A 25,342-nucleotide genomic window follows, 5' to 3' on the forward strand; every position below is an offset into this window, starting at 1 on the left:
CAGCGCAGTCTGAAGATCCACTCTGACGACGCTCTGGATAGTCAGAGTTAGCTGAAGGCAAGCCCTTGGGAAAGCATCTACCTAAAGTGAAAATCAAAMACCTAAYCGTTCGTTTTTYATTATAAGAAATGAATGATGAGTTTGATTCTATCAAGAAAAAATTCCCTAGGTTGCTCTTTTTTACATATAATTTACACGAGCTTTATGTTTAATTAAAAAAGTTAGTCTACAATATAAAAGAACGGTTTCTTAGATGCTTAAAAGAAGCAATTCTTATAAGTATTGTAAAGAAATTCCCCTAATTTTGACGAAAGCCCCCCTTTGCTTTCGTCTTTTTTTGATCAGCGAAATTGTCGAAAAAACACAAAAAAGAATGTGTTATTATAAAAGAAGGTAAAATCTATTGTAAAAAAGTGAAACTCATTGCATAGATATTACGTAGAAGTAATGAGATTGATTAAGGAGAGGGGAATATCATGACAATTAAGCAACTATTAGCAGGTTTTGCTTCTCTAATAGTAATTGCGGTGTTAGCACTGTTTTTAGTAACAGGATGGTACATAGTAGATGAATCCGAACAAGCCGCTTTAATTACTTTTGGAAAAGTAGAAGAGACCGTAACGGAGCCTGGTCTAAAATTTAAATTACCTTGGCCTATCCAAAAGGTAGAAATATTATCTCGAGGAACCTATAACCTTCAAGTTGGATATCAAGAAGAAGGTGGAGAGGTTGTCGAATTTACGAACGAAGCAAAAATGATCACGGGTGATGAATTCATTGTGTTTGCAGATTTAGCTGTTCAATGGAGAATTAGCGATCCTGAGCAATTTTTATTTAGTACAGAGAAGCCAGAAGAAGTATTATATAATGCAGCATCTGCTTCATTAAGAGAAGTAATAGGAAGCTCTAATATAGATGATGCACTAACCGATCAACGAGCTGAAATAGAAGCGAAGGTTTTTGAGAACCTCGTGAGCCTTGTCGAAATTTACCAAATTGGAATAAGTATTCAAGATGTAAAATTACAGGATGTTGAATTACCAACGCAAGAAGTTAGAAGAGCATTTACAGAAGTGACCGATGCAAGAGAAGAACGTTTAACGAAAATTAATGAAGCACAAAAGTATGAGAATCAATTAATTAATGAAGCTGAAGGTGAAAAGGACGCAATTATTTCTCGTGCAGAAGGGCAAAAAATTGAGCGAGTGGAAAGAGCTCGTGGAGATATTGCCAAATTTGATGCACTATTTGAGGAATATCAAGTCAATCCAGATGTGACTAGACAACGATTAATGCTTGAAACTCTAGAGCAAATTTTACCAGATACAGAGATTTATATTATGGATAATAATAGTGATACGATTAATTATTTACCAATAAGACCGATCGAACGTAACAATGAAGGTTCTTCCTCGAATCCTCCACCGTTAAATAATCAATCTGATGATGAAGGAGGCGAAGAAAACAATGAGTGATGATCGCAATAATGTAATTGATATAGAAGATAAAAAGGTCCCCGAAAATTGGAGAAAGTATGTTCAATTAGGAGCGACCGCTGTTGTATTGATTGTGTTAATCTCAGTTATTATTAGCAATTTATTCATTGTCGAACAAGGTGAATATAAAGTGGTTCGTCAATTCGGAGAGGTAGTCCGTATAGAAGGAGAGCCAGGATTAAGTTATAAAATTCCATTTGTTCAAACCGTTACGACTTTACCAAAATATCAGCTCGTTTATGATATTCCAACGGCAGAAATCCATACGCGAGATAAGAAAAGAATGCTAGCTGATTATTATGCCGTATGGAGAATTGAAAGCCCTCAGCAAATGATTTCAAATGCACGAACGATTGAAAATGCGGAAGCGATTATGGGCGAAATTATTTTCTCTGCTATTCGTGCTGAGCTAGGACAGCTTGATTTTGATTCTATTATTAATGATGAATCAGAAAGCTCTCGTGGTAATGTTAGTGAATTAGTAAGAGAACGAGTAAATGCAAGCTTAGAAAGTGGAAATTACGGTATTACATTATCCGATATTCGTATGAAAAGAGCCGATCTACCAGAGGAAAATGAAGAAGCTGTTTACCGCCGAATGATATCGGAAAGACAAACGACAGCTCAAGACTACTTGTCTGAAGGGGATGCGGAAGCAACGAGAATTAGAGCAAGCACAGATATGAGAGTTCAAGAAATTGTTGCTACGGCTACAGCCGATGCGAATGAAATTATCGCGGAAGGTGAATCAGAGGCTGCTAGAATTTATAACGAAGCATTTGGTCAAGATATAGAATTTTATAGCTTATACAGAACATTAGAATCTTATAAAAAGACCATAGGAAATGATACAGTAATCGTGTTACCAGCAGATGCTCCGTATACAAGGTTGCTAATGGGCTTGTACGAGTAATAGTTTAATAAAAAATGGTTAAGATACACGATTTTTAAAGAGTTGGATGGCTAAATTATAGCCTTCCAACTTTTTTTGATATATGAAGAGCTATTCTAAATATTTTTATAAACAGCTTTTCAAGCTTCTCTATGTAAAAAATAATGCCGTTGTAAGAGGAATAGGCTTATTTTCGTTTTTAAGGTCCATTATGCTACAATATTGGTACGAGATTAGAAAAAGAATAGGAGCGATTGAATTTGAACAAGCTCATTTTAATTGACGGAAATAGTATTGCTTACCGTGCTTTTTTTGCATTACCATTGTTAAATAATGATAAAGGGGTTTATACGAATGCCGTCTATGGTTTTACGACGATGCTTTTGAAAATGATTGAAGATGACCAACCAACTCATATGCTAGTTGCTTTTGATAAAGGAAAAACGACCTTTCGCCATAAAACATTTTCTGAATATAAAGGTGGGAGACAGAAAACCCCCCCTGAATTGTCTGAGCAATTCTCGCTGCTTCGAGAAGTGTTAGATGCCTTTCAAATCAAAAGGTTTGAAGTGGACGAATATGAAGCTGATGATATAATCGGCACGCTGGCCAAAAAAGCAGGAAAAAAGGATTGGCAAGTGAAGGTTTATACAGGAGATCGTGATTTACTTCAACTCGTATCTGATAACATAACGGTTGCCTTAACGAAAAAAGGTATCTCACAAGTAGAAGAGTATACTCCTGAGACTATTACAGAAAAATATGGATTTGAACCCATTCGTATTATTGATATGAAGGGTTTAATGGGCGATAGCTCTGACAATATTCCTGGTGTTCCAGGAGTAGGAGAAAAAACCGCTTTAAAATTATTAAAAGAATATGAAACGATAGAAAATGTATTAGACTCTATTGATAGCATTTCGGGTAAGAAGCTTAAAGAGCGATTAACAGAAAACAAAGAACAAGCTTTGATGAGTAAAGAGCTAGCGACTATCTTTTTAGATGTACCGGTAAGTACACCATTAGAGGAATTATCATTTGGGAATTACAAAAATGAACAGGTCGTTTCTATTTTTAAAGAATTAGAGTTTCAATCTCTATTGGAAAGATTTTCACCTGATGAGGAATTTTCGTCGAACGAGGAATTGGAGGAGTTATCTTATCAAGAGCTAACAGAGGTAACCGCTGAGCAGTTAGTTTCTCCTTCGTCATTGATTGTAGAGGTTTTAGATGAGCACTATCATGATAGAGAAATAATCGGATTCTCCTTAGTCAATCAAACAGGTCGCTATTTTATTAGTCCGGAAAATGCGATTCGATCAGATGAGTTTAAGAAATGGCTAAATGATGAATCCCAAAAGAAATGGGTATTCGATGCCAAAAGAGCGGTTGTATTGTTAGGGAAACAAGGTGTTGACCTAAAGGGAATCGAATTTGATTTATTGATGGCCTCCTATTTGTTAGATCCTTCTCATTCCTCTCATGATATGGATGATATTACGAAACGTAAAAACGTCGGTAAAGTACAGGCAGATGATGTTGTTTACGGTAAAGGAGCCAAGCTTAAACAACCTGAGAAAGATATTTTAGCTCAGCATTTAGTAAAAAAAGCGCAGGCCACTTTTGATTTAAAAGAAATGCTTGAAAAAGAATTAAAGGAAAATGAGCAAGAGCAACTCTTTTTTGACTTAGAAATGCCACTTTCTATTGTATTAGCTAAAATGGAGATAACAGGAGTGAAGGTTGATAAAGAGCAATTAGAGAAAATGGGTGAAGATTTAGAGGAGAGGCTACTCGCGCTTGAAGAAAAAATTCATTCTTTAGCAGGAGAGTCGTTTAATATTAATTCTCCTAAGCAATTAGGACAAATTTTATTTGAAAAGTTAGAATTGCCTCCTGTTAAAAAAACAAAAACAGGTTATTCAACCTCGGCTGATGTATTAGAAAAGCTCGCAGGCAAACATGACATTATTGAACATATTCTCCTATATCGTCAATTAGGGAAGCTAAACTCTACCTACATTGAAGGTTTGTTAAAGGTCATTAGAGAGGGTTCAAGTAAAATTCATACAAGGTTTAATCAAGCACTCACTCAAACAGGAAGACTAAGCTCGATCGATCCAAACCTACAAAATATACCTATTCGATTAGAAGAGGGAAGAAAGATTAGAAAAGCTTTTGTGGCATCTCAGGACCATTGGAAAATAATCGCGGCAGATTATTCACAAATAGAGCTACGTGTCTTAGCTCATATTTCAGGAGATGAGGGATTGATAGAAGCTTTTGAGAAGGATATGGATGTTCATACAAAAACAGCAATGGATGTATTCCATGTTTCTCAAGAAGAAGTGACAAGTCAAATGAGAAGAAGTGCGAAAGCGGTAAATTTTGGGATCGTTTATGGCATAAGTGATTATGGATTATCACAAAATTTGGGAATTACTCGGAAGGAAGCAGCAGAATTTATCGAACGATACTTCAAAAGCTATCCAAAGGTAAAGGCCTACATGGATGATGTGGTTGAAGAGGCGCGTGAAAAAGGGTATGTAGAAACTTTATTAAAGAGAAGAAGATACTTACCAGAACTTACTAGTCGCAATTTTAATTTAAGAAGCTTTGCTGAACGAACAGCGATGAATACACCTATTCAAGGTACGGCTGCTGATATTATTAAAAAGGCAATGGTCGATATGGGTAAGGAAATGGAAAAAGGTTCGTTTAAAAGCAAAATGTTATTACAAGTTCACGATGAATTAATCTTTGAAGCACCAGAAGATGAAAAAGAGTCATTAATGAAGCTGATAAAACAAGTGATGGAAAGTGCTCTCGACTTAAAGGTGCCGCTTAAGGTCGAGGCTGAAATTGGAGATAGTTGGTATGATGCTAAATAAGGAGAGTAAAAATGCCTGAATTACCTGAGGTAGAAACCGTAAGAAGAACTTTAACCGAATTAATCGTTGGAAAAACAATAGAGGAAATCGACATTTTTTGGCCACGGATTATTAAAAAACCAGATGATACTCATCAGTTTAAAACCATACTGATAGGTCAAAGCATTCGAAGCATAGAGCGTCGTGGTAAATTTATCTTATTTCAACTGGACGATTTTGTATTAGTCTCTCATCTAAGGATGGAAGGTCGTTACGGGCTTTATAAAAATGGCGAGGAACGAACGAAGCATACCCATGTTGTATTTCACTTTACCGATAATAGTCAATTATGGTATCAAGATGTACGGAAATTTGGGACGATGCATGTGTTTAAAAAGGGAGAAGAATTTCTAAATGAACCTTTGACTGGATTAGGTGTTGAGCCGTTTTCGGAGGAATTTCAATTACCGATCTTATTACATTCTTTTTCTAATACCACCCGTAATGTTAAAGCTGTTTTATTAGATCAAAGAACAGTCGTTGGTTTGGGTAATATTTATGTAGATGAAGCATTATTTAGGTCTGGAATACTTCCAGAAAGAAAGGCGTCCAGTCTAACGGATTTAGAGGTTACACTTCTTCACGAGAAAATTAAAGGAACCTTACAAGAAGCCGTTGATATGGGGGGTAGCTCCGTTAAGTCTTATGTAAACGGACAAGGTGAAATGGGAATGTTTCAGCAACGTTTAGATGTGTACGGACGAAAAGGTCAGCCTTGTAACCATTGTGGGAATGAAATTGAAAAGAAGGTTGTAAGCGGAAGAGGTACTCATTATTGTCCTAGCTGTCAGAAATAACGTACTTTGGAAAGGCTCTTTCCATATACTATCGTAAGAAACGATTGGAATTGGAAGGAGCGTAACTGAAGTGGTTATTTTTTCTTTATTAGCCTTAACTTTGGCAGTAAGCTTAGACAGCTTTGGTGTAGGATTAACATATGGATTAAGGAAAATGAAGCTACCATTTAAATCATTATTATTTATTGCTAGCTGCTCCGCTATTGTTATACTCATTTCTATGGGAATGGGATCCCTCATTCAAGAGTGGGTATCACCAGAAGTAGCTAGCTCACTAGGCGGAATTATTTTAATTTTAATTGGCGCTTGGGCACTTTATCAGGTGATTAAAAACCCAAAGGCTTCTAATGAGAAAAAGGAAGTCATTTTAAATTTTGAAATTAAAACATTAGGTGTTGTTATACGTGTGCTAAGACACCCTATGTCAGCCGATTTAGATGACTCAGGGACGATAAGTGGAAGAGAAGCGATCCTGTTAGGATTAGCTTTATCTCTCGACGCATTTGGTGCAGGGATAGGAGCTGCCTTAATAGGATTCCCTCCTCTTTTATTAGCTATTTGTGTCGCTTGTATGAGTGCACTTTTCCTCACTGTAGGAATGAAATTCGGACATTATTTTTCTTCTTCAAACTGGATGCAGAAATTCTCATTTATCCCGGGGCTACTTTTAATTATATTAGGTGTCTCGAGCTTGTGATGGAATAGGAGTAACAATTATGTCACTTATCATCGGTTTAACAGGTGGAATTGCAAGCGGTAAATCAACCGTTTCAAACTACTTAAAAAATAAAAAGATTCCAATAGTTGATGCGGATCAGATTGCTAGGCAAGTCGTTGAGCCAGGTCAGCCTGCTTATATAGAAATCATCAATCATTTTGGAGCTGACATTTTATTGTCTTCGAAACAGATAAATCGTCCAAAATTAGGCAAGCTTATTTTTGATGATGAGCAAAAACGCTTGAAGCTTAATGACATCGTTCATCCTGCTGTTCGCTCTCAAATGCTCTTAGAAAAGGAACACTATCAAAAGCAAAATTATCAACAAATCGTCATGGATATTCCATTGCTTTATGAAAGTCAATTATTTTATTTGGTCGATAAAGTATTGTTAGTTTATGTGGACGAAAACGTACAATTAGAGCGATTAATGCAACGAAATCAATACGACCGTGAAACAGCATTAGCTCGCATCCACTCACAATGGAAATTAATCGATAAGAAGGAACGAGCCGACGCCATTATTGATAACAATGGTTCGTTAGAAGCTACCTATCAACAAATCGAAACGATTTTGAAAATGTGGAGCTGACCATCTCACTATTTTATAAATAAAAAATCTTGAAGAAAGAGAAAGTAAGCTGGGACATCTTTAAAAGCTGGATTTGGAAATGGCGAATGATTGGAAGGTGATGGAGTGTAAGAATACACGAGAAATGGGGGCAATACTTCAGTCTCCTCTCTGGATAAATCCCACTCTTGAATTTTTCAGATACGCGCCAATTCCTCAGGTGTTCTTCAATTTTCTATTCGCTCATTTTCTCTAAAAAAACGAAGAACGTTCCTCATTTAGGAAAAAGTTCTTCGTTTTTTATCGTTCTATTTATAAATAGAAGATTTTGGTATGAGTGTGATTTGCATTTCTTAATGACTAGTGGCTTTGTTAGGCGCTCACCTGATCACCGAGATGACCTTTTAGTATCTAGTGCTGAGACAGATTTTTGTCCAAAAAATGAGCAGAATGTGATATGATTATAGTATTACATAAGAGAAAATGGGTGAAATGTATGGGCTTTCGTGATTTTATCGTATTTATTTCAAGTAACCGAACGGAAACAAGAGAAGCGCATCAAACAGAGGAACTAAAAACTAGATATTATAAGGCTTCAAAGGAAAACGTGATGAAAGCAGTAGAAAAGGTCATTAAAGATCAAGGTTTTGGTATTAAACGTTATGAATTAGATCGTGGTGAAATTGTAGGGAATGAGAAAAAAGGAAAAAAACAATTAATCGTAGCAACCGTTATTACGGTCAAGCCTTTTAAAACAGCAGTAGATTTTTCGGTTTCTACGGACTCTATATTACCTTCAGATTTTGGTAAAAGTAGAAAGGTTCTTCTATCATTTTATCAGCAGCTTGATAAAGAGCTAAGCTTTATTGGAACAGGGTTAGGAGATCAACTACTTTAGTAGCTTGTCACATCTCTTAATTTTTTATATGATAGAAATAGTGAAGGGTCATAAATATTTTCGGACAGCTCATAGAAATACTTCTAAATGAAACGTCCTATAGTAGGAATAGTAATGACTTGCTTTCCAGATTAAAAGAGAAAAATAACCTAAATTAGGTTTTGGTTAAAAACTGGAGATGGTAATATGCGATGTCCGACTTGTCATCATATCGGTACTAGGGTATTAGATTCAAGACCAAGTCATGAAGGTCGTTCGATCAGAAGAAGAAGAGAATGCGAAGAGTGTAATCAGAGATTTACAACCTTCGAAATGGTAGAAGAAATTCCATTGATTGTTGTGAAAAAAGATGGAACAAGACAGGAATTTAATCGTGATAAGATTTTGCGTGGTTTAATTCGTGCCTGTGAAAAACGTTCTGTTTCATTAGATACTCTTGAAAGTATCGTTGCAAATGTAGAAAGAGAATTAAGAGGAAAAGGTAAAAATGAGGTGCAAAGTCATGATGTTGGCGAATTCGTGATGGAACAATTAGCTGATATCGATGATGTAGCTTATGTTCGCTTTGCCTCTGTATACAGACAATTTAAAGATATAAATGTATTTATAAAAGAACTGACTGAATTAATGGATAAACCCCGCTAATTGCTGAAAGAGCTTAAAGCGCCTAGACGCTGAGGGCTCTTTTTTACACATGATTGGCTGTTCAAGAAAACATATATTAGAAATGAAGGGAGGGGCTTTTTTTGAGTTGGCATTGGAAACAATTATTGCCTGTCGATTCTTTCTCGATCCGCACTTTGACTCAATTAACAGAAAACGATATCCAGGCGCTTACGTTATTATATCAGCCATTAGTTGGGGCAACGGCCCATAGTCTATATATTACGATGTATCAAATGCTTGAGAGCGACCAATATTGGAGTGATGAACACGCACATCGACAGTTGATGACACAAATGTCTTTACCTCTACAAACGATTTATGAGGAAAGGAAAAAGCTAGAAGCAATTGGACTGTTAAAAACGTTCAAAAAAAAGGACGATAAGCAATCAAGCTACCTTTATCAATTGCAGCCTCCTATGTCACCACAGAGATTCTTAACAGACGATGTGTTAAGTGTATACCTGCTTAATCGAATTGGTAAAAAGCAATTTAGGCTTTTACGAGAGCGTTTTTCAGTTGCTTCATTTTTGAAAGAAGAATATGAAGAGCTAACCTATTCGTTTGATGAAGTATTTACTTCCTTGCATCATTCAGAAATTGTTGCTAATCTTCAATCTGAAACGGCTGAAACCCTTCAAGTGGGAAATGAAAGGCAACTTCTAAATCAAGAGAGAGAATCGGATTTAGCATTTACAGAGAATGATTTCGATTTTGATTTAATGAAAAATGATTTATCCTCTTTAATTGTTCCAGAGGAGGCATTAACAGATGAAGTTCGTTCTTTAATTATTCGTTTAGCATTCATCTATCAAATTTCACCTTTAGAAATGAGTCAAATCATATCTAAAGCAATGGTTCAGGATGATGTGATTCAGCTTGATGAGTTAAGGAAAAAATGTCAGGACTGGTATAAAGTAGAGCATGGAAATGAGCCACCTTCACTAGGAATGAAAACACAACCGCTCAATCAACGAGTAACAAAAGAAAAAGAGTTGAAAACCGAAGAAGAGCAAACCATCCATTTCTATGAGACAACCGCTCCTTTTATTCTATTAGAAATCCGATCGGATGGAGCTAAACCAGCTTTAGCCGATTTGAAAATTATAGAATCTCTGTTTATCGATCACCACCTTAATCCAGGGGTCATAAATGTATTAGTAGATTATGTTTTGTGGCAAAATGATATGAAGCTATCGAAAGCCTTTATTGAGAAAATTGGTGCCCATTGGGCAAGAAAAAAGGTTAAGACGGTCCCAGAAGCGATGACTCTTGCTCGCATGGAGCAGGAAAAGAAGAAGAATACACAAAATCATTCAAAACGCTACTCTAGTCATCAGCCGCAGATTAGGCAAGAACAGCTACCAAAATGGTTAATAGAAGAGAAGCAGCAAAAAAATAAAGTAGAGGAAAGTCAAGAAAATACGGAATCACAGAAGCAAGCAGCCTCAAATGCAAAAGAGAGATTTGAGAAAATGCTTAAACAATATAATCGTGACTAATTTTTTTAGTAAGGAGGTGTAGATATGAAATCAATTCAATCTGCCTTGAATTCATGGAAGCCTAACCCGCAAATCAATGAATCTATTCATCATTTAAGAGTAGAATTATTACGTGATCCTTTGATTGTATCAGCACTGCAAAATAAGCCTAATATAACGGAGAAAGTACTAGATAATAGTTTAATTAAGCTTTTTGAATATAAGAAGGAGCATCAAAATTGTCAAGAGTGTCCAGGATTACAAGCATGTCCTAATATGATGAAAGGATATCAGCCTGATATCACGGTCAATCGAGAAGCATTAGAGCTGACCTATCATCCTTGTTCCTTAAAGCTAGATGAAGAGCAGCAAAAAAAACAAAATCAATTAATTCAATCACTATATGTACCAAAGGAAATTTTACAATCCTCTTTTGAATCTCTTGATATTGATGAATCAAGAGAAGAAGCATGTGTGAAGGCTTTAGACTTTGCAGAGAATGTACGGCCGGGTGAGGATGGAAATGGACTATATCTTTATGGTCGTTTTGGTGTCGGTAAAACCTATATAATGGGAGCCATTGCTAATCGTTTGAAAAAACGGCACATTGAAACATTCATTGTTTATACACCTGACTTTTTTCGCGAAATGAAACAGGCTATCGGTGATGGATCCTTACAAGAGAAGCTAGAGGCTTTAAAAACATCGTCGGTTTTAATTCTAGATGATATTGGAGCCGAAACGATGTCTGCTTGGATTCGTGATGATATTTTAGGGGCTATTCTTCAGCATCGGATGCTAGAGAAGCTACCGACCTTATTTACATCTAATTTTGATTATGATGAATTAGAGAATCACTTATCTTTTTCAAATAAAGGTGGAATTGAAGAATTAAAAGCAAAAAGAATTATGGAGAGAATTCGACATTTTTCAAGAGCTGTAGAAGTTAAAGGGAAAAACCGCCGTTGATATGGGTGGTTTTTTTCTTTAGTATAGTATCAAAATGATTGATGACGACTCATTAGTACAGAGATGACTATGGTGTTGTTTTTCTAAAAAAAGTACATTCTAAGGTCCTTTAAAGCATCATGATTATAAGACTGTTCTCTTTCCGAATATCATTATTTGTGATACGATGAACATATCCTAGATTGATAGATGGGGGTTAAAAATCATGAGCATCGATACAATACTTAATCGTGCATTGAATGGTGAACGTATTTCAATGGATGATGCCGTGAAACTCTATGAAAGTGATGAAGTGGAAAGAATCGGTGAGGTTGCTAACGAGATAATGAAAAAGTGGCATCCAGAGCCAGTTACAACCTTTGTCATTGGTCGTAATGTTAACTATACAAACTTTTGTGATACGTATTGCAGTTTTTGTGCCTTTTACCGTCCTCCCAATTCTAAAGAGGGCTATGTATTAGACAATGAGGTTATTTATCGCAAAGTACAGGAAACTCTAGATGTGGGTGGTACAGAAATACTCATGCAGGGCGGAACGAATCCAGACTTAAAGCTTGATTATTATACAGATTTATTAAAAGGCATTAAAAAGAGATTTCCGTCTATTTGGATGCATTCATTTTCACCAGCAGAAATTTGGAAAATTGCAGAGGTATCTAATCTATCCATTGAGGAAGTATTATCGGAATTACATAAAGCTGGACTAGATAGTATGCCGGGTGGTGGAGCTGAAATTTTAACAGAGGAAACGAGACTGCGTGTTAGTCGTTTAAAGGTAACCTCTGACCAGTGGCTCGATGCGATGAAGGCAACCAAAAAAGTGGGGATGTTTGGTACGGCTACAATGGTTATTGGCTTTGGTGAATCCTATGAAGAGCGTGCTCTACACATGCAAAGAGTTCGTGATGCACAGGATGAAACCGGCTGTTTTACAGCTTATATTTCCTGGCTATTACAGCCTGAAAATACAGCGCTTCGTAAATACAAGAAATTGACTCCACGTGACTATTTAAAAAATGTGGCTATATCGCGTATATTCTTAGATAACATTAAGAATTTCCAATCATCATGGGTGACGATGGGACCAGAGGTAGGAAAGCTTTCTCTTCAATATGGCTGCAATGACTTTGGAAGCACAATGATGGAGGAAAATGTTGTATCAGCAGCTAATACTACTCATAAAGTAAACACCAATCAAACTCTACAGCTCATTCGTGAAGCTGGTAAAATCCCAGCTCAACGGAATACTTCTTATGAAATCATTCGTCGATTCGAAGAAAATGAAACAGCTGAAAAAGATTTTATTATGCAAAACTAGTCTTCATTTTAAGAAAACGATTGGGGCTGGAAGAGGCTGGAACCATATTCATGAATATGGAATTCCACAGATTTAGGTGCTCAGGCCGTTCTCTTCCTCAAGGCACTCCGCGTCCGGTGATGTGCTGCCAAACTAACCTTTTTATAAAAAGTCGATTCGCTAGATTAAGAATTTCATAGAGAGTCTATAAATATCCTCCTTCTTTATAATAAGAAGGAGGATATTTGCGTTTGCATCCATCTCACGTTTCGTTACATAAATCTTTTGAAAAAAGCTTTTGTACCAGCTTTAGGCGATACCATACAAACATAATGCTAAAACGAATAATTGAGAAAGTTATGTTAGTAATTTGAAAAGCTACACAATTTTTTTAGGAACTTGTCATGTTTTCAAACTGTCAACATAGGATGGAAGTAGGCTTGATTAGTAAAGAGTTCGGATAAATTTTGTATGGAAGTGAGTGGGGTCGCTTTTAGTTTTGGAACGGCGTTACTTGCAAGAGAAGGAGGAATAGATGTTGATAGCTATTCACTTTGAAGAGGAGCAGCATTGCAAACAACTATACTATCAATTGCAATCATACTTTACTAAATTTTCAAAGGTTGGGTTGGAAGCAAAGGTTGCTTTAAATGGAGGAGAGTCGATCCAACTTCAATATCTTAATGAACATGTAAATTTTTATGATTCTTTTCATCCACTTATTACATCTGTTCTAACCGATTATGTTATTGGGTCAAAAGAAGAAGAGTGGATACTAGATATTATCGAAAATATCTTTTATTTCCGCAGCCAAGAAGAGAAAGAGCAAATTTTAACAATCGCTTTAACTATTTTAGAAGGAGATAGAGAAGATTTACCAGCAATGTTTCCTTATTTTGATCGTTTTAGTTATATTTATCAAACCTTTGCTCAATCGCTTGAAGAAGGAACGACCTTCTATTATGAGCCATTCTTAACTTTTCGTTTAAAGGAATATGGAGAATTATTAATTGATTGTGTGGAGATGGCGATAGATGAATATATGCTAGAGCAGGAATATCAAAATATGATCGAAAATTTTCGATATTACCTTAAGAATACGCCAGCGAAATACGAAAGAATTTATGTGCTGCATGATCGGAATTTCACTTTTTATGACTCTAACTTTCGAAAGATCACACAAGAGGAAATTTTATTTTATTTAGAAGTCGATCTTATATTTGAGCATGGGCTGAATATTGAAGAAATGGTGATTAGTCCCTTAGTGAGCCTAGTACCTAAGGAAGTTAAATTATTTACCGAGGACCCAGATGATGGAGTGAATGTATCTTTACAGGCAATTTTTCAAGAGGGTTTAAAGGTTCTGCCGTTACAAGATTTTTTCTTTGAAAAAACAAATGATTAATGTTCTACTTGCTTTTGTTAGAAACACTGCCTATAATACTACATATTAAGGATATTGCACATGACAGAAGTAAGGACGAGGACAAGAAGTTTGAATAAACCGGTTTATAAGAGAGGGAAGCAAAGCTGAGAGCTTCCTAACATGGAATCAAGCTTTACCACCTCTGAACTGCGGCAGTGAAACATTTATGAATTAGCTGTTGCCGGCTCGCATTCCGTTATCATGTATGAGGAGTCGGTGTTACTAAGTAAGTGAACACTGAAAAAAAGGGTGGAAACACGACGATTACTCGTCCCTTATTTTGGGACGGGTTATTTTTATGTCTTTTTTTCCGTAAATGAGCAAATCCATCTTTTAATAAAATGTATTAAGGGAGTGTATAACATGAGTGAAAAGATTGAAATTCAATTTCCTGATGGATCAAAAAAGGAGTTTGAAAAAGGAATTTCTACAGAGGCTATCGCACAATCGATAAGTCCTGGCTTAAAGAAAAAAGCGTATGCTGGTAAATTTAATGGTGAGCTTGTTGATTTAACAACTCCTTTATTAAACAGTGGTGATATTGAGATTTTGACAGCTGGAAGTCAGGATGCTTTAGAGGTCATGAGACATAGTACAGCCCATTTGATGGCTCAAGCTATTAAGCGCTTATATCCAAACACGAAATTCGGTGTCGGACCGGTTATTGAAGGTGGATTTTATTATGATATAGATGCTGAAGAAAATCTTACTCCAGAAGATTTAATCAAAATCGAGAAGGAAATGAAAAAAATTATTGGTGAAAATCTGCCTGTTACTAGAGTAGAGGTCAGCCGTGATGAAGCCATTCGTCGCTTTAAGGAAATCAATGATCCTTATAAGCTAGAGCTGATTGAAGCGATTCCAGAAAATGAGCAGGTAACGATTTATGAGCAAGGTGATTTTTTTGATTTATGTCGTGGTATTCACGTTCCGTCTACGAATAAAATAAAAGAATTCAAGCTGCTAAGTCTTGCTGGAGCATATTGGCGTGGTGATAGTAAAAATAAAATGCTACAACGAGTTTATGGAACGGTCTTTTTCACGAAAGAGGACTTAAAAGAGCATTTACGACTATTAGAAGAAGCAAAAGAAAGAGATCATCGTAAGCTAGGAAAAGAGCTAGGTATCTTTGCTCTATCACAAAAGGTTGGTCAAGGACTACCGCTATGGCTTCCTAAAGGAGCGACGGTCAGAAGAATTATTGAAAGATATATTGTAGATAAAGAAGAACGATTAGGCTATCAGCATGTTTATACGCCAATCTTAGGAAGCTCTGAGCTCTATAAGACTTCTGGTCATTGGGATCATTATCAGGAAGATATGTTTCCAGTAATGGAACGTGATAATGAAGAGTTTGTTCTTCGTCCAATGAATTGCCCACACCATATGATGGTTTATAAGCAAGATATGCGTAGCTATCGTCAACTACCATTACGAATTGCTGAGCTTGGGATGATGCATCGTTATGAAATGTCAGGTGCTGTATCAGGTCTTCAGCGTGTTCGTGGAATGACTTTAAATGATGCTCATATTTTTTGCCGACCTGATCAAATTAAGGAAGAGTTTATAAGAGTTGTGCATTTAATTACAGAGGTGTACAAAGATTTTGATATTAATGAATATCAATTCCGCCTTTCTTATCGTGATCCGGAGGATAAAGAAAAGTACTTTGACGATGATGATATGTGGAATAAGGCGCAAGCTATGTTAAAAGAAGCTATGGATGATCTAGATGTAGATTATTATGAAGCAGAGGGAGAAGCGGCTTTTTATGGTCCAAAACTTGATGTGCAAGTTCGAACAGCGCTAGGAAAGGATGAAACCCTTTCAACCGTTCAGTTGGATTTCTTACTTCCAGAACGCTTTGACTTAACGTATGTAGGTGAGGACGGTCAGCAGCATCGCCCAGTTGTAGTTCACCGTGGAGTTGTTTCTACGATGGAGCGCTTCGTAGCCTTTTTATTAGAAGAATATAAAGGTGCCTTTCCAACATGGTTAGCCCCTGTACAGGCTCAAATAATACCTGTATCACCAGATGTTCATTTAGATTATGCGAAAAAGGTACAAGAGCAATTACAAGCAATTGGAGCTAGAGTGGTAATCGATGAACGTGACGAAAAGCTGGGCTACAAAATTCGTGAGGCTCAAATGCAGAAAACACCATATATGCTTGTTTTAGGGGATAAAGAAGTGGAAGCAAATGCTGTCAATATTCGAAAATATGGAGAGCAAAAATCAGATTCCTTATCTTTAGAAGAGTTTATCAATCAACTTAGCATAGAAATAAAAAAATAATCATTACTCAAATTTGGGACACATGAATGAATATATGACACTCATGTTAGGTGGTCGGCTGCTCGTTTCCCACAGCACTCTTTGTCTAGTACTATCTTTTTTAAAAGAGATTTCAGCATGGCCACCCCCTATCACTGAAGTCTCGGTGCCATGTGTCCGCTATCATACGTCTATCATAGAGAATCTACCCGTTTAAAAACATCCTCCTTCTTTTTCCTAAGAAGGAGGGTTTTCTCTTCCCAGTCTCTTTCCTACGATTTATTACCTGCTTCCTTACAGTAGAGTATGTCTGATGATTGTCTTTATTTTTTAAAAAATAGTTTTAAAATCGAGCCTTTGTGGAAGATTAAAAAATAAAAAGGTGAGATAAAGATGAAAAAATGGATGTATGTAATTGGAACGAGTTTCGTACTTTTTGGATGTAATAATGGTGCACCTGATGTCAATGAAAGCCCAGTTGATGAAGGTGGCGGAGCTAGTGAAGAAGAGCAAACAATGGATGCTAAACCTGATCTTCGAACTGAAGAAATAAAGGTGGACTGGAAACAAGCCGTGGAGATTTTTAAAGAACACTTCCAAGCTGATGATATTACGGAGATAGAGTTAGATAATGATTTTTCTGTGCTTTATTATAACATTCAAGGAACAGATCAAGTGAAGGAATATGAGCTAGAAATAGACGCTAATACAGAGGAGATTTTAAAAGAAGAGCAAGAAACCCTCGACCAAGAGGATTTGAATGAATTAGCATCTGAAATTCTAGATTTAGAAAACATATTAAATCCTGAGGAGCTGCTGCAAATTGTAGCTGACGATACGGATGGTCAAATAGAAGGTTGGCAATTGTATAAAGAAAACAATGTGGAGATTTTTGAAGTTGAAGTAAAAGAGACAAGCGGTGAGGATATCGATTACATTTTAGATGCGACGAATGGTGAAATGTTAAGAAAAGAAGATTAGAATGTAAGAGTAAAAAGTGTCGTTCAAAGCGAGCAGAAATACTAAGAAAAATGTAATAAAAAGATGAATTTTGGAAAAAATATTAAATTATCATTGCATTTATTTAGGATATTGGTTAAAATAACTAAGTCGGTCATTTTTGAGTTGACATTTTTAAATTGACTATGTTATAGTTAACTTCGAATTGAATGAAGGAAACAAAGCAAGCAGAAGCGCCCGCTTCTCACCTGATTGACGCTATGTGTAGTTGCCAGGTATGATTGGGATTCATGAATGTGAATGATCAAAGTGTGGGCGTGTTGCGTCTACACTTTTTTTCTGCTGATTAAGTTAATAACATCATCCATTTGGATGACTGCTTTGATCCGCTAAAATCTTTTGGAGGTGGCTGATTATTAGTAAAGACATGTTGGTCAATGAAGGAATTCGTGCTCGTGAAGTACGACTAATTGGAGCAAATGGTGATCAAATTGGTGTGAAATCAAAATTTGAAGCGTTAGAAATGGCACAAAATGTAAATCTTGATTTAGTTTGTGTAGCTCCAAATGCAAAACCACCGGTATGTCGAATTATGGACTACGGAAAGTTTCGTTATGAGCAACAAAAGAAAGAAAAAGAAGCACGTAAAAAGCAAAAAATCATTAATGTTAAGGAAGTTCGTTTGAGCCCAACCATTGAAGATAATGACTTTAATACTAAGCTTCGTAATGCCCGCAAATTCCTCGAAAAAGGGGATAAAGTAAAAGCGGCCATTCGTTTCCGTGGACGTGCTATTACACATTCACAGATTGGTAAAGACGTTTTAGAGCGTTTAGCTAAGGAATGTGAAGATGTGGCAGTTGTGGAATCGAAACCTAAGATGGAAGGACGTAGTATGTTCTTAATCTTAGCACCTAAAGTTGAAAAGTAAGATTGAACTTGACAAAGGAGGACTTCTGTTATGCCTAAAATGAAAACACACAGAGGCGCTGCTAAGCGTTTTAAAAAGACTGGAACTGGAAAGCTTAAGCGTGCTCACGCATTCACAAGCCATATGTTCGGTCATAAATCTCAGAAGCAGAAACGTAAATTAAGAAAATCTGCTATTGTACACTCAGGCGATTTCAAACGTATTCGTCAAATGTTAACTTACAAAAAATAATTAATTCGCTTCGGATAAAAAAAGGAGGTAACTTCAATGCCAAGAGTTAAAGGCGGTTATGTTGCGCGTCGTCGTCGCAAAAAGGTGTTAAAGTTAGCAAAAGGTTATTTCGGTTCAAAACATACATTATTTAAATCTGCACAAGGACAAGTAATGAAGTCCTTACAATATGCATACCGTGATCGTCGTCAAAAGAAACGTGACTTCCGTAAAATCTGGATTACACGTATCAATGCGGCTGCTCGTATTAACGGTCTTTCTTACAGCCGTTTAATGCACGGATTAAAATTAGCAGAAATTAACGTGAATCGTAAAATCCTTGCTGATTTAGCTATTAATGATGAAAAAGCTTTTACAGAGCTTGCTGAGAAAGCAAAAGCAAGTTTAAATGCATAACATAAAGGAGCGTAGACATTGTCTACGCTTTTTTTAACAAAAAAAAACAGCAATTGAGGTGTAAAAAAATGATGACAGCATTGGCCGCTTACTTAGTGATCATTAATTTTATCGGTTACTCTGTTATGGGACAAGATAAGCGCAGAGCCCAAAAAAAGCAAAGGAGAATTCCCGAAAAAGCCCTTTTTATCATTGCATTGTTAGGGGGCAGCTTTGGGGTTTTTAATGCGATGAAAGTGTATCGCCATAAAACGTTACATAAACGATTTTCCGTTGGAATTCCAGTCTTACTTTTGTTACAGTTTGTTCTAATCCTTTTCATGATCCTTTAAAGCCAAGCATATGATATTAGTAAAGGCATAGGAGGGATTATGAATGCATGAGAAAATAGAGGTAGCAACACAGATGATTGAAAAAAGTGGATGGATTGCACCTTTATTTTTTATTTTATTGCATTTAATAAGACCCTTTCTTTTCATACCGGTTTTAATTACTTGTATGATCGGCGGCTATCTATTTGGATTAGGATACGGCTCTATTTTTTCTATCATAGGGTTAGGAATAACGAGTGCATTATTTTATTGGCTTCTTAAGATTTTCCCAAGTATGGAGCAAAAACTTTTGACCATTAAAGTAAAGTTACTTGGAAAAAATAGAGAGCTTAGTAATAGTCAGCTAATGATTATGAGAATGATACCATTTATTCACTTTCATATCGTTTCTCTATATGTCTATGAATCTACTCAGAACTACCAGCAATATATATTTCGTTCTTTTTTGTTTATTTTGCCACCAGCTATCATTTTTACAGCCTTTGGAGATATAATCCATCAAATGCCTTTATATAGTGCAATAGCTCTTACCTTACTTTTACTTATTAGCTTTCTCTTTTCGAGGAAAAAACAAGTGGTTATTAAATGGAATGATTTTTTTACGTCCTAGCGTTTGAGTAAAGGTTGGAAGGAAGTATCCGTTAAGTAGATGGCTTTGCGCACACTGGCTTAACTGCAGCCTATTTTACAGCATTCAATAGGTATTTATTAAAAGAGAAAAAGCTAAAAAAGCCCGAGAATTGACCCGGACTTTTTTTATTTGATTATGTTAGCGGTAGCATTGCTAGTTCAAGTTTTAAGTAGCGGTAAGGATGATATTCTTACTATTTCTTTTTTTGTTCGGTAAGAAGTTCCTTGATAGGACTTTTCCAATTAATTTTCGCATTAGGATAGCGAAGGGCAATATCCTCTTCAATAAAGGAAAAATCCTCACGAGATAAACCTTTTAAATTCTCTGTTTTTCTTGCCCACATATAAATAGACACAATTTGAAAAGAATCATTAGTCGTTCCTAAATATTTTTCTCCCTCAAACATAACTCCTTTATAGGTAACCAAAAAATTCTTTCGAACATTTTTGTCATCATCTAAAAAGAAAAATTGTCTTTTATCATGTGCAACCTCTAGCTTTCTTCTAGGATGAAAAAGGTATCTTAATGCACTATACGCAATTACAAGAATGGCGATAAGAAGCAATAATCGAAATAATATAACGCCCATGTGTATGGCCCCTTTCTGTTCTGGGTCAAATATAAAATAGCCTTTATTATAGTCTATACGAACGAGAGTAAGATTGGTTGCGCTTTTTTTTAAAAAATTTTTTAGGTCTATTATTATATTAATAGAATGAGGTAAAAATATGAATAGTTATATTCTAATGTAAACTGTACAATTTGGTCAAAATAATCATGATCAACATTCGTTTGATTAAACCCATTAGCTTTAGTTTGAGTTGTTTAAAGCTTTTGACTATACTTAGGAAGAAGGAAAGGGAGGTTTTCTAATGACAAAATTAGATGAAACATTACAGATGCTAAAGGATTTAACGGATGCTAATGCTATTTCTGGTAATGAAAAAGAGGCTAGAGAGGTTATGACTCAATACATAACTCCTTATGCTGATGAAGTCGAAACGGATAGATTAGGCTCATTAGTAGCAAAAAAAATAGGAGATGAAAATGGTCCAAAGATTATGGTAGCGGGGCATTTAGATGAAATCGGCTTTATGGTCACTAGTATTGATGATAAAGGCTTTCTCAGCTTTCAAACGGTTGGAGGCTGGTGGGAGCAGGTTATGCTCGCTCAACGAGTAACGATTATGACGAAGGAAGGAAATATTCCTGGAGTAATCGGCTCAAAACCTCCACATATTTTACCAGCTGAGGCTAGAAAAAAATCAGTTGATAAAAAAGAAATGTTTATTGATATTGGTGCTACAAGCAAAGAAGAAGCGATCGAATTTGGTGTTAGACCTGGCGATTCAGTAGTGCCTGTATGTGAGTTTACAGTCATGAAAAATGAAAAGTTATTAATGGCTAAAGCCTGGGATAATCGTATCGGTTGTGCAATTGCAATAGATGTTCTAAAGTCTCTAAAGGACGAACAGCATCCTAATATTGTATATGGAGTAGGAACGATACAAGAGGAGGTAGGATTAAGAGGAGCAAGAACTTCCGCTCATTTAATTCAGCCTGATATTGGCTTCGGAGTAGATGTTGGAATTGCTGGAGATACACCTGGTGTAACGGCAAAGGAAGCCTTAGCTAAAATGGGCGATGGACCTCAAATCGTTTTATATGATGCCTCAATGATTGGACATAAAGACTTAAGAGATTTTGTGACGAATACGGCAGACGAGTGTAATATCCCGTATCAATTTGATTTGATGCCAGGAGGAGGAACGGATTCAGGTGCGATTCATTTAACAGCAAATGGAGTACCCGCATTATCGATAACTGTTCCAACACGTTATATTCATACTCATGCCGCTATGCTACATCGTGATGATTACGAAAATACGGTCAAGCTTATAACAGAGGTTATTAAAAAACTGGATAAAGAAACAGTAGAAAAAATCACTTATAATTAAATAGTCGAACTCAGCACAGAGCTTTTTGCTGGTAGAGGCTATTATATTGAATAAGAGAATCGAGACACCTTTCAAGTAATGTTCGAATGAACAAATGCTTAAAGGTGTTTTTTTGTTGTTTTACATCAGAGCTAACTCATTCTAAGTAATCTTAATAAGAAGGGTTTTCTTTTTGATTTTTATGATTTTGTAAGGAGAAGAGTTTCTTTATTAAGTGAGTCTAATTCATCATTGCTTTTTTAGTGAACGAAATCGAACTATTATTATAAAAATGTCCTAACTATTTATGATCAGCTTGTAGATTGTAACGGTAAGTAGTGACTCCCAAAGGATCAGCGCCGTGTGAAGATCCACTCTGACGAAGCTCTGCGTAGTCAGAGTTAGCTGAAGACAAGCCCTTGGGAAAGCATCTACCTGAAGTGGAAATCAAAACCTAATCATTCCGCTTTCATTAAATGGGTTTAAGTATGAAAAAATACGTAAGAAAAATGAAACATTTCTAAAAAGTCCTCGTAAAGTTTACAGTGTATAATTTCTTTAAGGTTATGCAATACATTTGTACAGATGGAAAAGAAAAGAGGAGAATATTCTTGCTCTATTTAGAAACACTTGTTATATTTACATTCACCTTACTTTCAATATGTAGCTATTATTTCTCATATAAGGCTTTAAATAAACTGGAAGATTATAGTCAAAGAAATGTTATTATTTCTAATTCATATAAAAATTCGTATATTACAATCGTTTTAAGTTTGATTTTTGTTATTGTGTATCAATTAATAGTTGAAAAAAATAATGAACTCAATTATTGGTTTTTTATGTGGATGACCTTTTTACTCGTGCTGCTCGTAAGAAATTGGACCGTTATTGTGATGGTGAAAAAATGGAATGTGCTTTGTGAAAAAAGAGAAGCATAAAAAAAGACCAAGTTTCCACAGTTCGTGAGTACTCAGTCTGATTATGATTTTATTTTATTGAGTTACTGTGATGTTATTGGAGACCATCACTAATTTGCTGACACATTTCGGATTTTTGTTCTTCATTGGCTTGATTCCAATACACTTCAAAAAGAACCCCAAGACCAGGCAACATTTTTTCTTCGCCCTTTTGAAGAGCATCAACGATCGTTGCCTCCACATCCTGTTCAGTGCTTCCCTTGATATTGGCCATAATGGCATTACGTAAATTGAAGTTCATATTTGTATACTCCTTTCTAATTTTGAGGATAACAATAATAGTTTGCCCATATGACACTAGATTATGAACAAAAAAATGGTATGATGGAAACATTAGATAGAAGGAGTGCAAGTATGAAACGAATTGAATCGGTCAAAAATGAACAAATTAAAAATTGGAAAAAGCTTCAATCAAAAAAAGGTAGAGATAAAGCGGGGAAATTTATCGTGGAAGGCTTTCATCTAGTAGAGGAAGCGATGAAGGCGAATCTAGTGATGGAGGCCATTTTAATTACAGACGATATGGAAATACCGCAAAAGTGGACAGACTCTCGTCAGCCCTTAATTATGGTTACAAAGCAAGTGTTGAAAGAGTTAACCGAAACCCCAACCCCACAAGGAGTAATAGCCATTCTAAAAAAACCAAGCTTACCGGATAAAATGGCAACTACAGGACAATGGTTACTCATTGATCGTGTTCAGGATCCTGGGAATGTCGGTACGATGATTCGGACAGCAGAAGCGTGTGGAATGACAGGGGTTGTTTTAGGTGATGGTTGTGCAGATTTATATAATAGTAAGGTGATTCGAGGAACACAAGGAGCACTTTTTCATCTCCCAATTATTCAAGGAACTTTACTAAAAATGATTCAAGAAGTCAAAGCGGCCAATATGCCTGTTTTTGGAACCGCTATTCACGGAGCGCTCGAATATACGTCGATCCAGGTCCCTAAATCCTTTGCCTTAATCGTTGGAAATGAAGGAGAAGGGGTAGCGAAGGAGCTTTTAAATGAATGCCAAGAAAATGTGTATATTCCTATTTTAGGTCAATCGCAATCATTGAATGTTGCTGTGGCGTCAGGGATTTTAATGTATTACTTTAAAAGTTCTTAATAAAATGACAAACATGGTTGCAACAAACGCTAAGTTTCCCTATAATATAAATCAATTGAAAAAGAGAAAGGCCTTGAAGGAGAGTAGTAAATATAACCCTGCCATTTAGGGAAGGAATGTCTTAGACTGAAAACATTCCTATGGTAAGAGATATTGAATTCACTCTGGAGCTGACGCTGTAAATATAAGAATGTACATACAAATGTAACGATTTCTTATGGTAAAGTGTTACGGTAAATACCGTTATGATAAAGAAGTGTATAAGGTGAGTGATCGTCTTATAAATAAGGGTGGTACCGCGAGCCATCGTCCCTTTTTTAAAGGAACGATGGTTTTTTTGATCAGTTAAATGGAACTTTCTAAAAGTAATAAGGAGGATATCAGGATGCGTGAACAATTAGAAAAACTCAAGCTAGAAGCATTATCTCAAATCAAAAATGCTTCCACTAAAAAAGAGTTACAAGAGGTCAGAATTTCGTATTTGGGTAAAAAGGGACCCATTACAGAAGTATTAAGAGGTATGGGAAAGCTTTCAGCAGAAGAAAGACCATTAATTGGACAAGTAGTGAACGTCGTTCGCGATACAATTAAAGAAGAAATTGAACAAAAGGAACAAAAATTAGAAGAGCTAGAGGTTGAAGCAAAACTAGCCTCAGAAAGCATCGATGTTACTTTACCAGGTCGACCTATTCAGATAGGGGCAAAGCACCCTTTAACAGCTGTAATAGAAGAAGTAGAGGATGCATTTATTGGCTTAGGCTTTTCTGTTGCTCAAGGCCCAGAAGTAGAGATTGATTATTATAATTTTGAAGCTTTAAATTTACCTAAAAATCACCCAGCAAGAGATATGCAAGATTCATTTTATTTTACAGAGGAACTTTTATTAAGAACTCAAACATCACCCGTTCAGGCTCGGACAATGGAGCAGCACCAAGGGAAAGGCCCTGTTAAAATTATCTGTCCAGGTAAAGTGTTTCGTCGTGACGATGATGATGCGACTCATTCACATCAATTTATGCAAATTGAAGGGTTATTTGTAGATGAAAATGTTAGAATGAGCGATTTAAAAGGAGTTTTAGATGCTTTTGTTAAACAATTTTTCGGCGCTGATCGAGAAATTCGCTTACGTCCTAGCTTTTTCCCGTTTACAGAGCCTTCTGTTGAAGTAGATGTTTCTTGCGGAATATGCAAAGGACAAGGCTGTCGAATCTGTAAACATACAGGCTGGATAGAAGTGTTGGGTGCTGGAATGGTTCATCCACGAGTTTTAGAAATGAGTGGGTTTGATTCTAGTAAGTACAGTGGCTTTGCATTTGGAATGGGTGTAGAGCGATTGGCTATGCTCAAGCACGATATTGATGATATTCGTCATTTCTATACAAATGATATGCGCTTTTTAGCACAATTTAAACGGGTGTAAGG

At 36.1% G+C, this 25,342-nt stretch carries 25 protein-coding genes and 3 other annotated features; of the genes, 23 read left to right on the forward strand and 2 right to left on the reverse strand.

Going from position 1 to position 25,342, the window contains the following annotated elements; genetic code table 11:
* Window positions 1-476 precede the first annotated feature (476 nt).
* From hflK to AZF04_RS09635, 19 genes are all read left to right on the forward strand, one after another.
* Complete coding sequence (gene hflK, locus AZF04_RS09540) at window positions 477-1,475, forward strand: FtsH protease activity modulator HflK (protein ID WP_064504090.1); 999 nt, start codon at window positions 477-479, stop codon at window positions 1,473-1,475.
* Window positions 1,468-2,409 (forward strand): protease modulator HflC, encoded by a 942-nt coding sequence (hflC, locus tag AZF04_RS09545; protein ID WP_045489370.1) that lies wholly within the window; start codon window positions 1,468-1,470, stop codon window positions 2,407-2,409. The genes hflK and hflC overlap by 8 nt, the downstream gene beginning before the upstream one ends.
* A 239-nt stretch (window positions 2,410-2,648) precedes the next feature.
* Window positions 2,649-5,279 carry a DNA polymerase I gene (gene polA, locus AZF04_RS09555; RefSeq protein WP_061948515.1) on the forward strand — a complete coding sequence of 877 codons (2,631 nt, stop codon included), beginning with the start codon at window positions 2,649-2,651 and terminating at the stop codon, window positions 5,277-5,279.
* Window positions 5,280-5,290: 11 nt separating this feature from the next.
* The gene (gene mutM, locus AZF04_RS09560; RefSeq protein WP_061948516.1) at window positions 5,291-6,115 is read left to right on the forward strand and encodes a DNA-formamidopyrimidine glycosylase; all 825 of its coding nucleotides are present in this window, start codon (window positions 5,291-5,293) and stop codon (window positions 6,113-6,115) included.
* 70 nt (window positions 6,116-6,185) lie between these two features.
* Complete coding sequence (ytaF, locus tag AZF04_RS09565; protein WP_045489362.1) at window positions 6,186-6,812, forward strand: sporulation membrane protein YtaF; 627 nt, start codon at window positions 6,186-6,188, stop codon at window positions 6,810-6,812.
* Window positions 6,813-6,831: 19 nt separating this feature from the next.
* On the forward strand, window positions 6,832-7,425 hold the full coding sequence (gene coaE, locus AZF04_RS09570; protein ID WP_061948517.1) for a dephospho-CoA kinase: 594 nt from the start codon (window positions 6,832-6,834) through the stop codon (window positions 7,423-7,425).
* Window positions 7,426-7,861: 436 nt separating this feature from the next.
* The gene (locus tag AZF04_RS09575) at window positions 7,862-8,302 is read left to right on the forward strand and encodes a DUF1499 domain-containing protein (RefSeq protein WP_235599953.1); all 441 of its coding nucleotides are present in this window, start codon (window positions 7,862-7,864) and stop codon (window positions 8,300-8,302) included.
* A 186-nt stretch (window positions 8,303-8,488) separates the two neighbouring features.
* Complete coding sequence (nrdR, locus tag AZF04_RS09580; protein WP_045489355.1) at window positions 8,489-8,947, forward strand: transcriptional regulator NrdR; 459 nt, start codon at window positions 8,489-8,491, stop codon at window positions 8,945-8,947.
* Window positions 8,948-9,048: 101 nt separating this feature from the next.
* Window positions 9,049-10,467, forward strand: coding sequence for a replication initiation and membrane attachment family protein (locus tag AZF04_RS09585; protein WP_061948518.1), 1,419 nt, complete (start codon window positions 9,049-9,051; stop codon window positions 10,465-10,467).
* Window positions 10,468-10,491: 24 nt separating this feature from the next.
* A complete protein-coding gene (gene dnaI, locus AZF04_RS09590; RefSeq protein WP_061948519.1) occupies window positions 10,492-11,415 on the forward strand; it encodes a primosomal protein DnaI in 924 nt (307 codons plus the stop codon).
* Window positions 11,416-11,620: 205 nt separating this feature from the next.
* A complete protein-coding gene (mqnC, locus tag AZF04_RS09595; RefSeq protein WP_061948520.1) occupies window positions 11,621-12,733 on the forward strand; it encodes a cyclic dehypoxanthinyl futalosine synthase in 1,113 nt (370 codons plus the stop codon).
* A gap of 514 nt (window positions 12,734-13,247) precedes the next feature.
* Window positions 13,248-14,117, forward strand: coding sequence for a putative sporulation protein YtxC (ytxC, locus tag AZF04_RS09600; RefSeq protein WP_235599954.1), 870 nt, complete (start codon window positions 13,248-13,250; stop codon window positions 14,115-14,117).
* A 63-nt stretch (window positions 14,118-14,180) separates the two neighbouring features.
* Window positions 14,181-14,417, forward strand: a binding site (T-box leader).
* Between the two features lie 84 nt (window positions 14,418-14,501).
* Entirely contained in the window at window positions 14,502-16,433 is a 1,932-nt protein-coding gene (thrS, locus tag AZF04_RS09605; RefSeq protein ID WP_061948521.1) for a threonine--tRNA ligase, read from the forward strand.
* 372 nt (window positions 16,434-16,805) lie between these two features.
* On the forward strand, window positions 16,806-17,393 hold the full coding sequence (locus AZF04_RS09610; protein WP_061948522.1) for a PepSY domain-containing protein: 588 nt from the start codon (window positions 16,806-16,808) through the stop codon (window positions 17,391-17,393).
* A 198-nt stretch (window positions 17,394-17,591) separates the two neighbouring features.
* Window positions 17,592-17,716: a sequence feature (ribosomal protein L20 leader region), on the forward strand.
* A gap of 83 nt (window positions 17,717-17,799) precedes the next feature.
* Window positions 17,800-18,303 carry a translation initiation factor IF-3 gene (gene infC, locus AZF04_RS09615; RefSeq protein WP_061948523.1) on the forward strand — a complete coding sequence of 168 codons (504 nt, stop codon included), beginning with the start codon at window positions 17,800-17,802 and terminating at the stop codon, window positions 18,301-18,303.
* Between the two features lie 30 nt (window positions 18,304-18,333).
* Window positions 18,334-18,534, forward strand: a complete 201-nt coding sequence (rpmI, locus tag AZF04_RS09620) for a 50S ribosomal protein L35 (protein ID WP_045489332.1) — start codon at window positions 18,334-18,336, stop codon at window positions 18,532-18,534.
* Window positions 18,535-18,570: 36 nt separating this feature from the next.
* On the forward strand, window positions 18,571-18,930 hold the full coding sequence (gene rplT, locus AZF04_RS09625; protein WP_045489329.1) for a 50S ribosomal protein L20: 360 nt from the start codon (window positions 18,571-18,573) through the stop codon (window positions 18,928-18,930).
* 68 nt (window positions 18,931-18,998) lie between these two features.
* On the forward strand, window positions 18,999-19,262 hold the full coding sequence (locus AZF04_RS09630; protein ID WP_052340238.1) for a DUF1294 domain-containing protein: 264 nt from the start codon (window positions 18,999-19,001) through the stop codon (window positions 19,260-19,262).
* Between the two features lie 43 nt (window positions 19,263-19,305).
* Window positions 19,306-19,872 (forward strand): VTT domain-containing protein, encoded by a 567-nt coding sequence (locus tag AZF04_RS09635; RefSeq protein WP_061948524.1) that lies wholly within the window; start codon window positions 19,306-19,308, stop codon window positions 19,870-19,872.
* Window positions 19,873-20,086: 214 nt separating this feature from the next.
* Here the strand turns inward: AZF04_RS09635 and AZF04_RS09640 are convergent, their stop codons facing one another.
* Window positions 20,087-20,482 carry a hypothetical protein gene (locus tag AZF04_RS09640; RefSeq protein WP_061948525.1) on the reverse strand — a complete coding sequence of 132 codons (396 nt, stop codon included), beginning with the start codon at window positions 20,480-20,482 and terminating at the stop codon, window positions 20,087-20,089.
* A 283-nt stretch (window positions 20,483-20,765) separates the two neighbouring features.
* Here AZF04_RS09640 and AZF04_RS09645 point away from each other — a divergent pair, with 283 nt between their 5' ends.
* Window positions 20,766-21,851, forward strand: coding sequence for a M42 family metallopeptidase (locus AZF04_RS09645; RefSeq protein ID WP_061948526.1), 1,086 nt, complete (start codon window positions 20,766-20,768; stop codon window positions 21,849-21,851).
* Between the two features lie 590 nt (window positions 21,852-22,441).
* On the forward strand, window positions 22,442-22,768 hold the full coding sequence (locus AZF04_RS09650) for a hypothetical protein (RefSeq protein WP_061948527.1): 327 nt from the start codon (window positions 22,442-22,444) through the stop codon (window positions 22,766-22,768).
* Window positions 22,769-22,841: 73 nt separating this feature from the next.
* Here the strand turns inward: AZF04_RS09650 and sspI are convergent, their stop codons facing one another.
* Entirely contained in the window at window positions 22,842-23,048 is a 207-nt protein-coding gene (gene sspI, locus AZF04_RS09655) for a small acid-soluble spore protein SspI (RefSeq protein WP_045480770.1), read from the reverse strand.
* A gap of 113 nt (window positions 23,049-23,161) precedes the next feature.
* Between sspI and AZF04_RS09660 the strand changes: the two genes are divergently transcribed.
* On the forward strand, window positions 23,162-23,920 hold the full coding sequence (locus AZF04_RS09660) for a TrmH family RNA methyltransferase (RefSeq protein WP_061948528.1): 759 nt from the start codon (window positions 23,162-23,164) through the stop codon (window positions 23,918-23,920).
* Window positions 23,921-23,984: 64 nt separating this feature from the next.
* Window positions 23,985-24,237, forward strand: a binding site (T-box leader).
* A 68-nt stretch (window positions 24,238-24,305) separates the two neighbouring features.
* Complete coding sequence (pheS, locus tag AZF04_RS09665; protein WP_061948529.1) at window positions 24,306-25,340, forward strand: phenylalanine--tRNA ligase subunit alpha; 1,035 nt, start codon at window positions 24,306-24,308, stop codon at window positions 25,338-25,340.
* The last annotated feature ends 2 nt before the right edge of the window (window positions 25,341-25,342 follow it).

The sequence above is a fragment of the Alkalihalobacillus trypoxylicola genome (assembly GCF_001590785.1).
Lineage (GTDB): Bacteria > Bacillota > Bacilli > Bacillales > Bacillaceae_D > Alkalihalobacillus > Alkalihalobacillus trypoxylicola.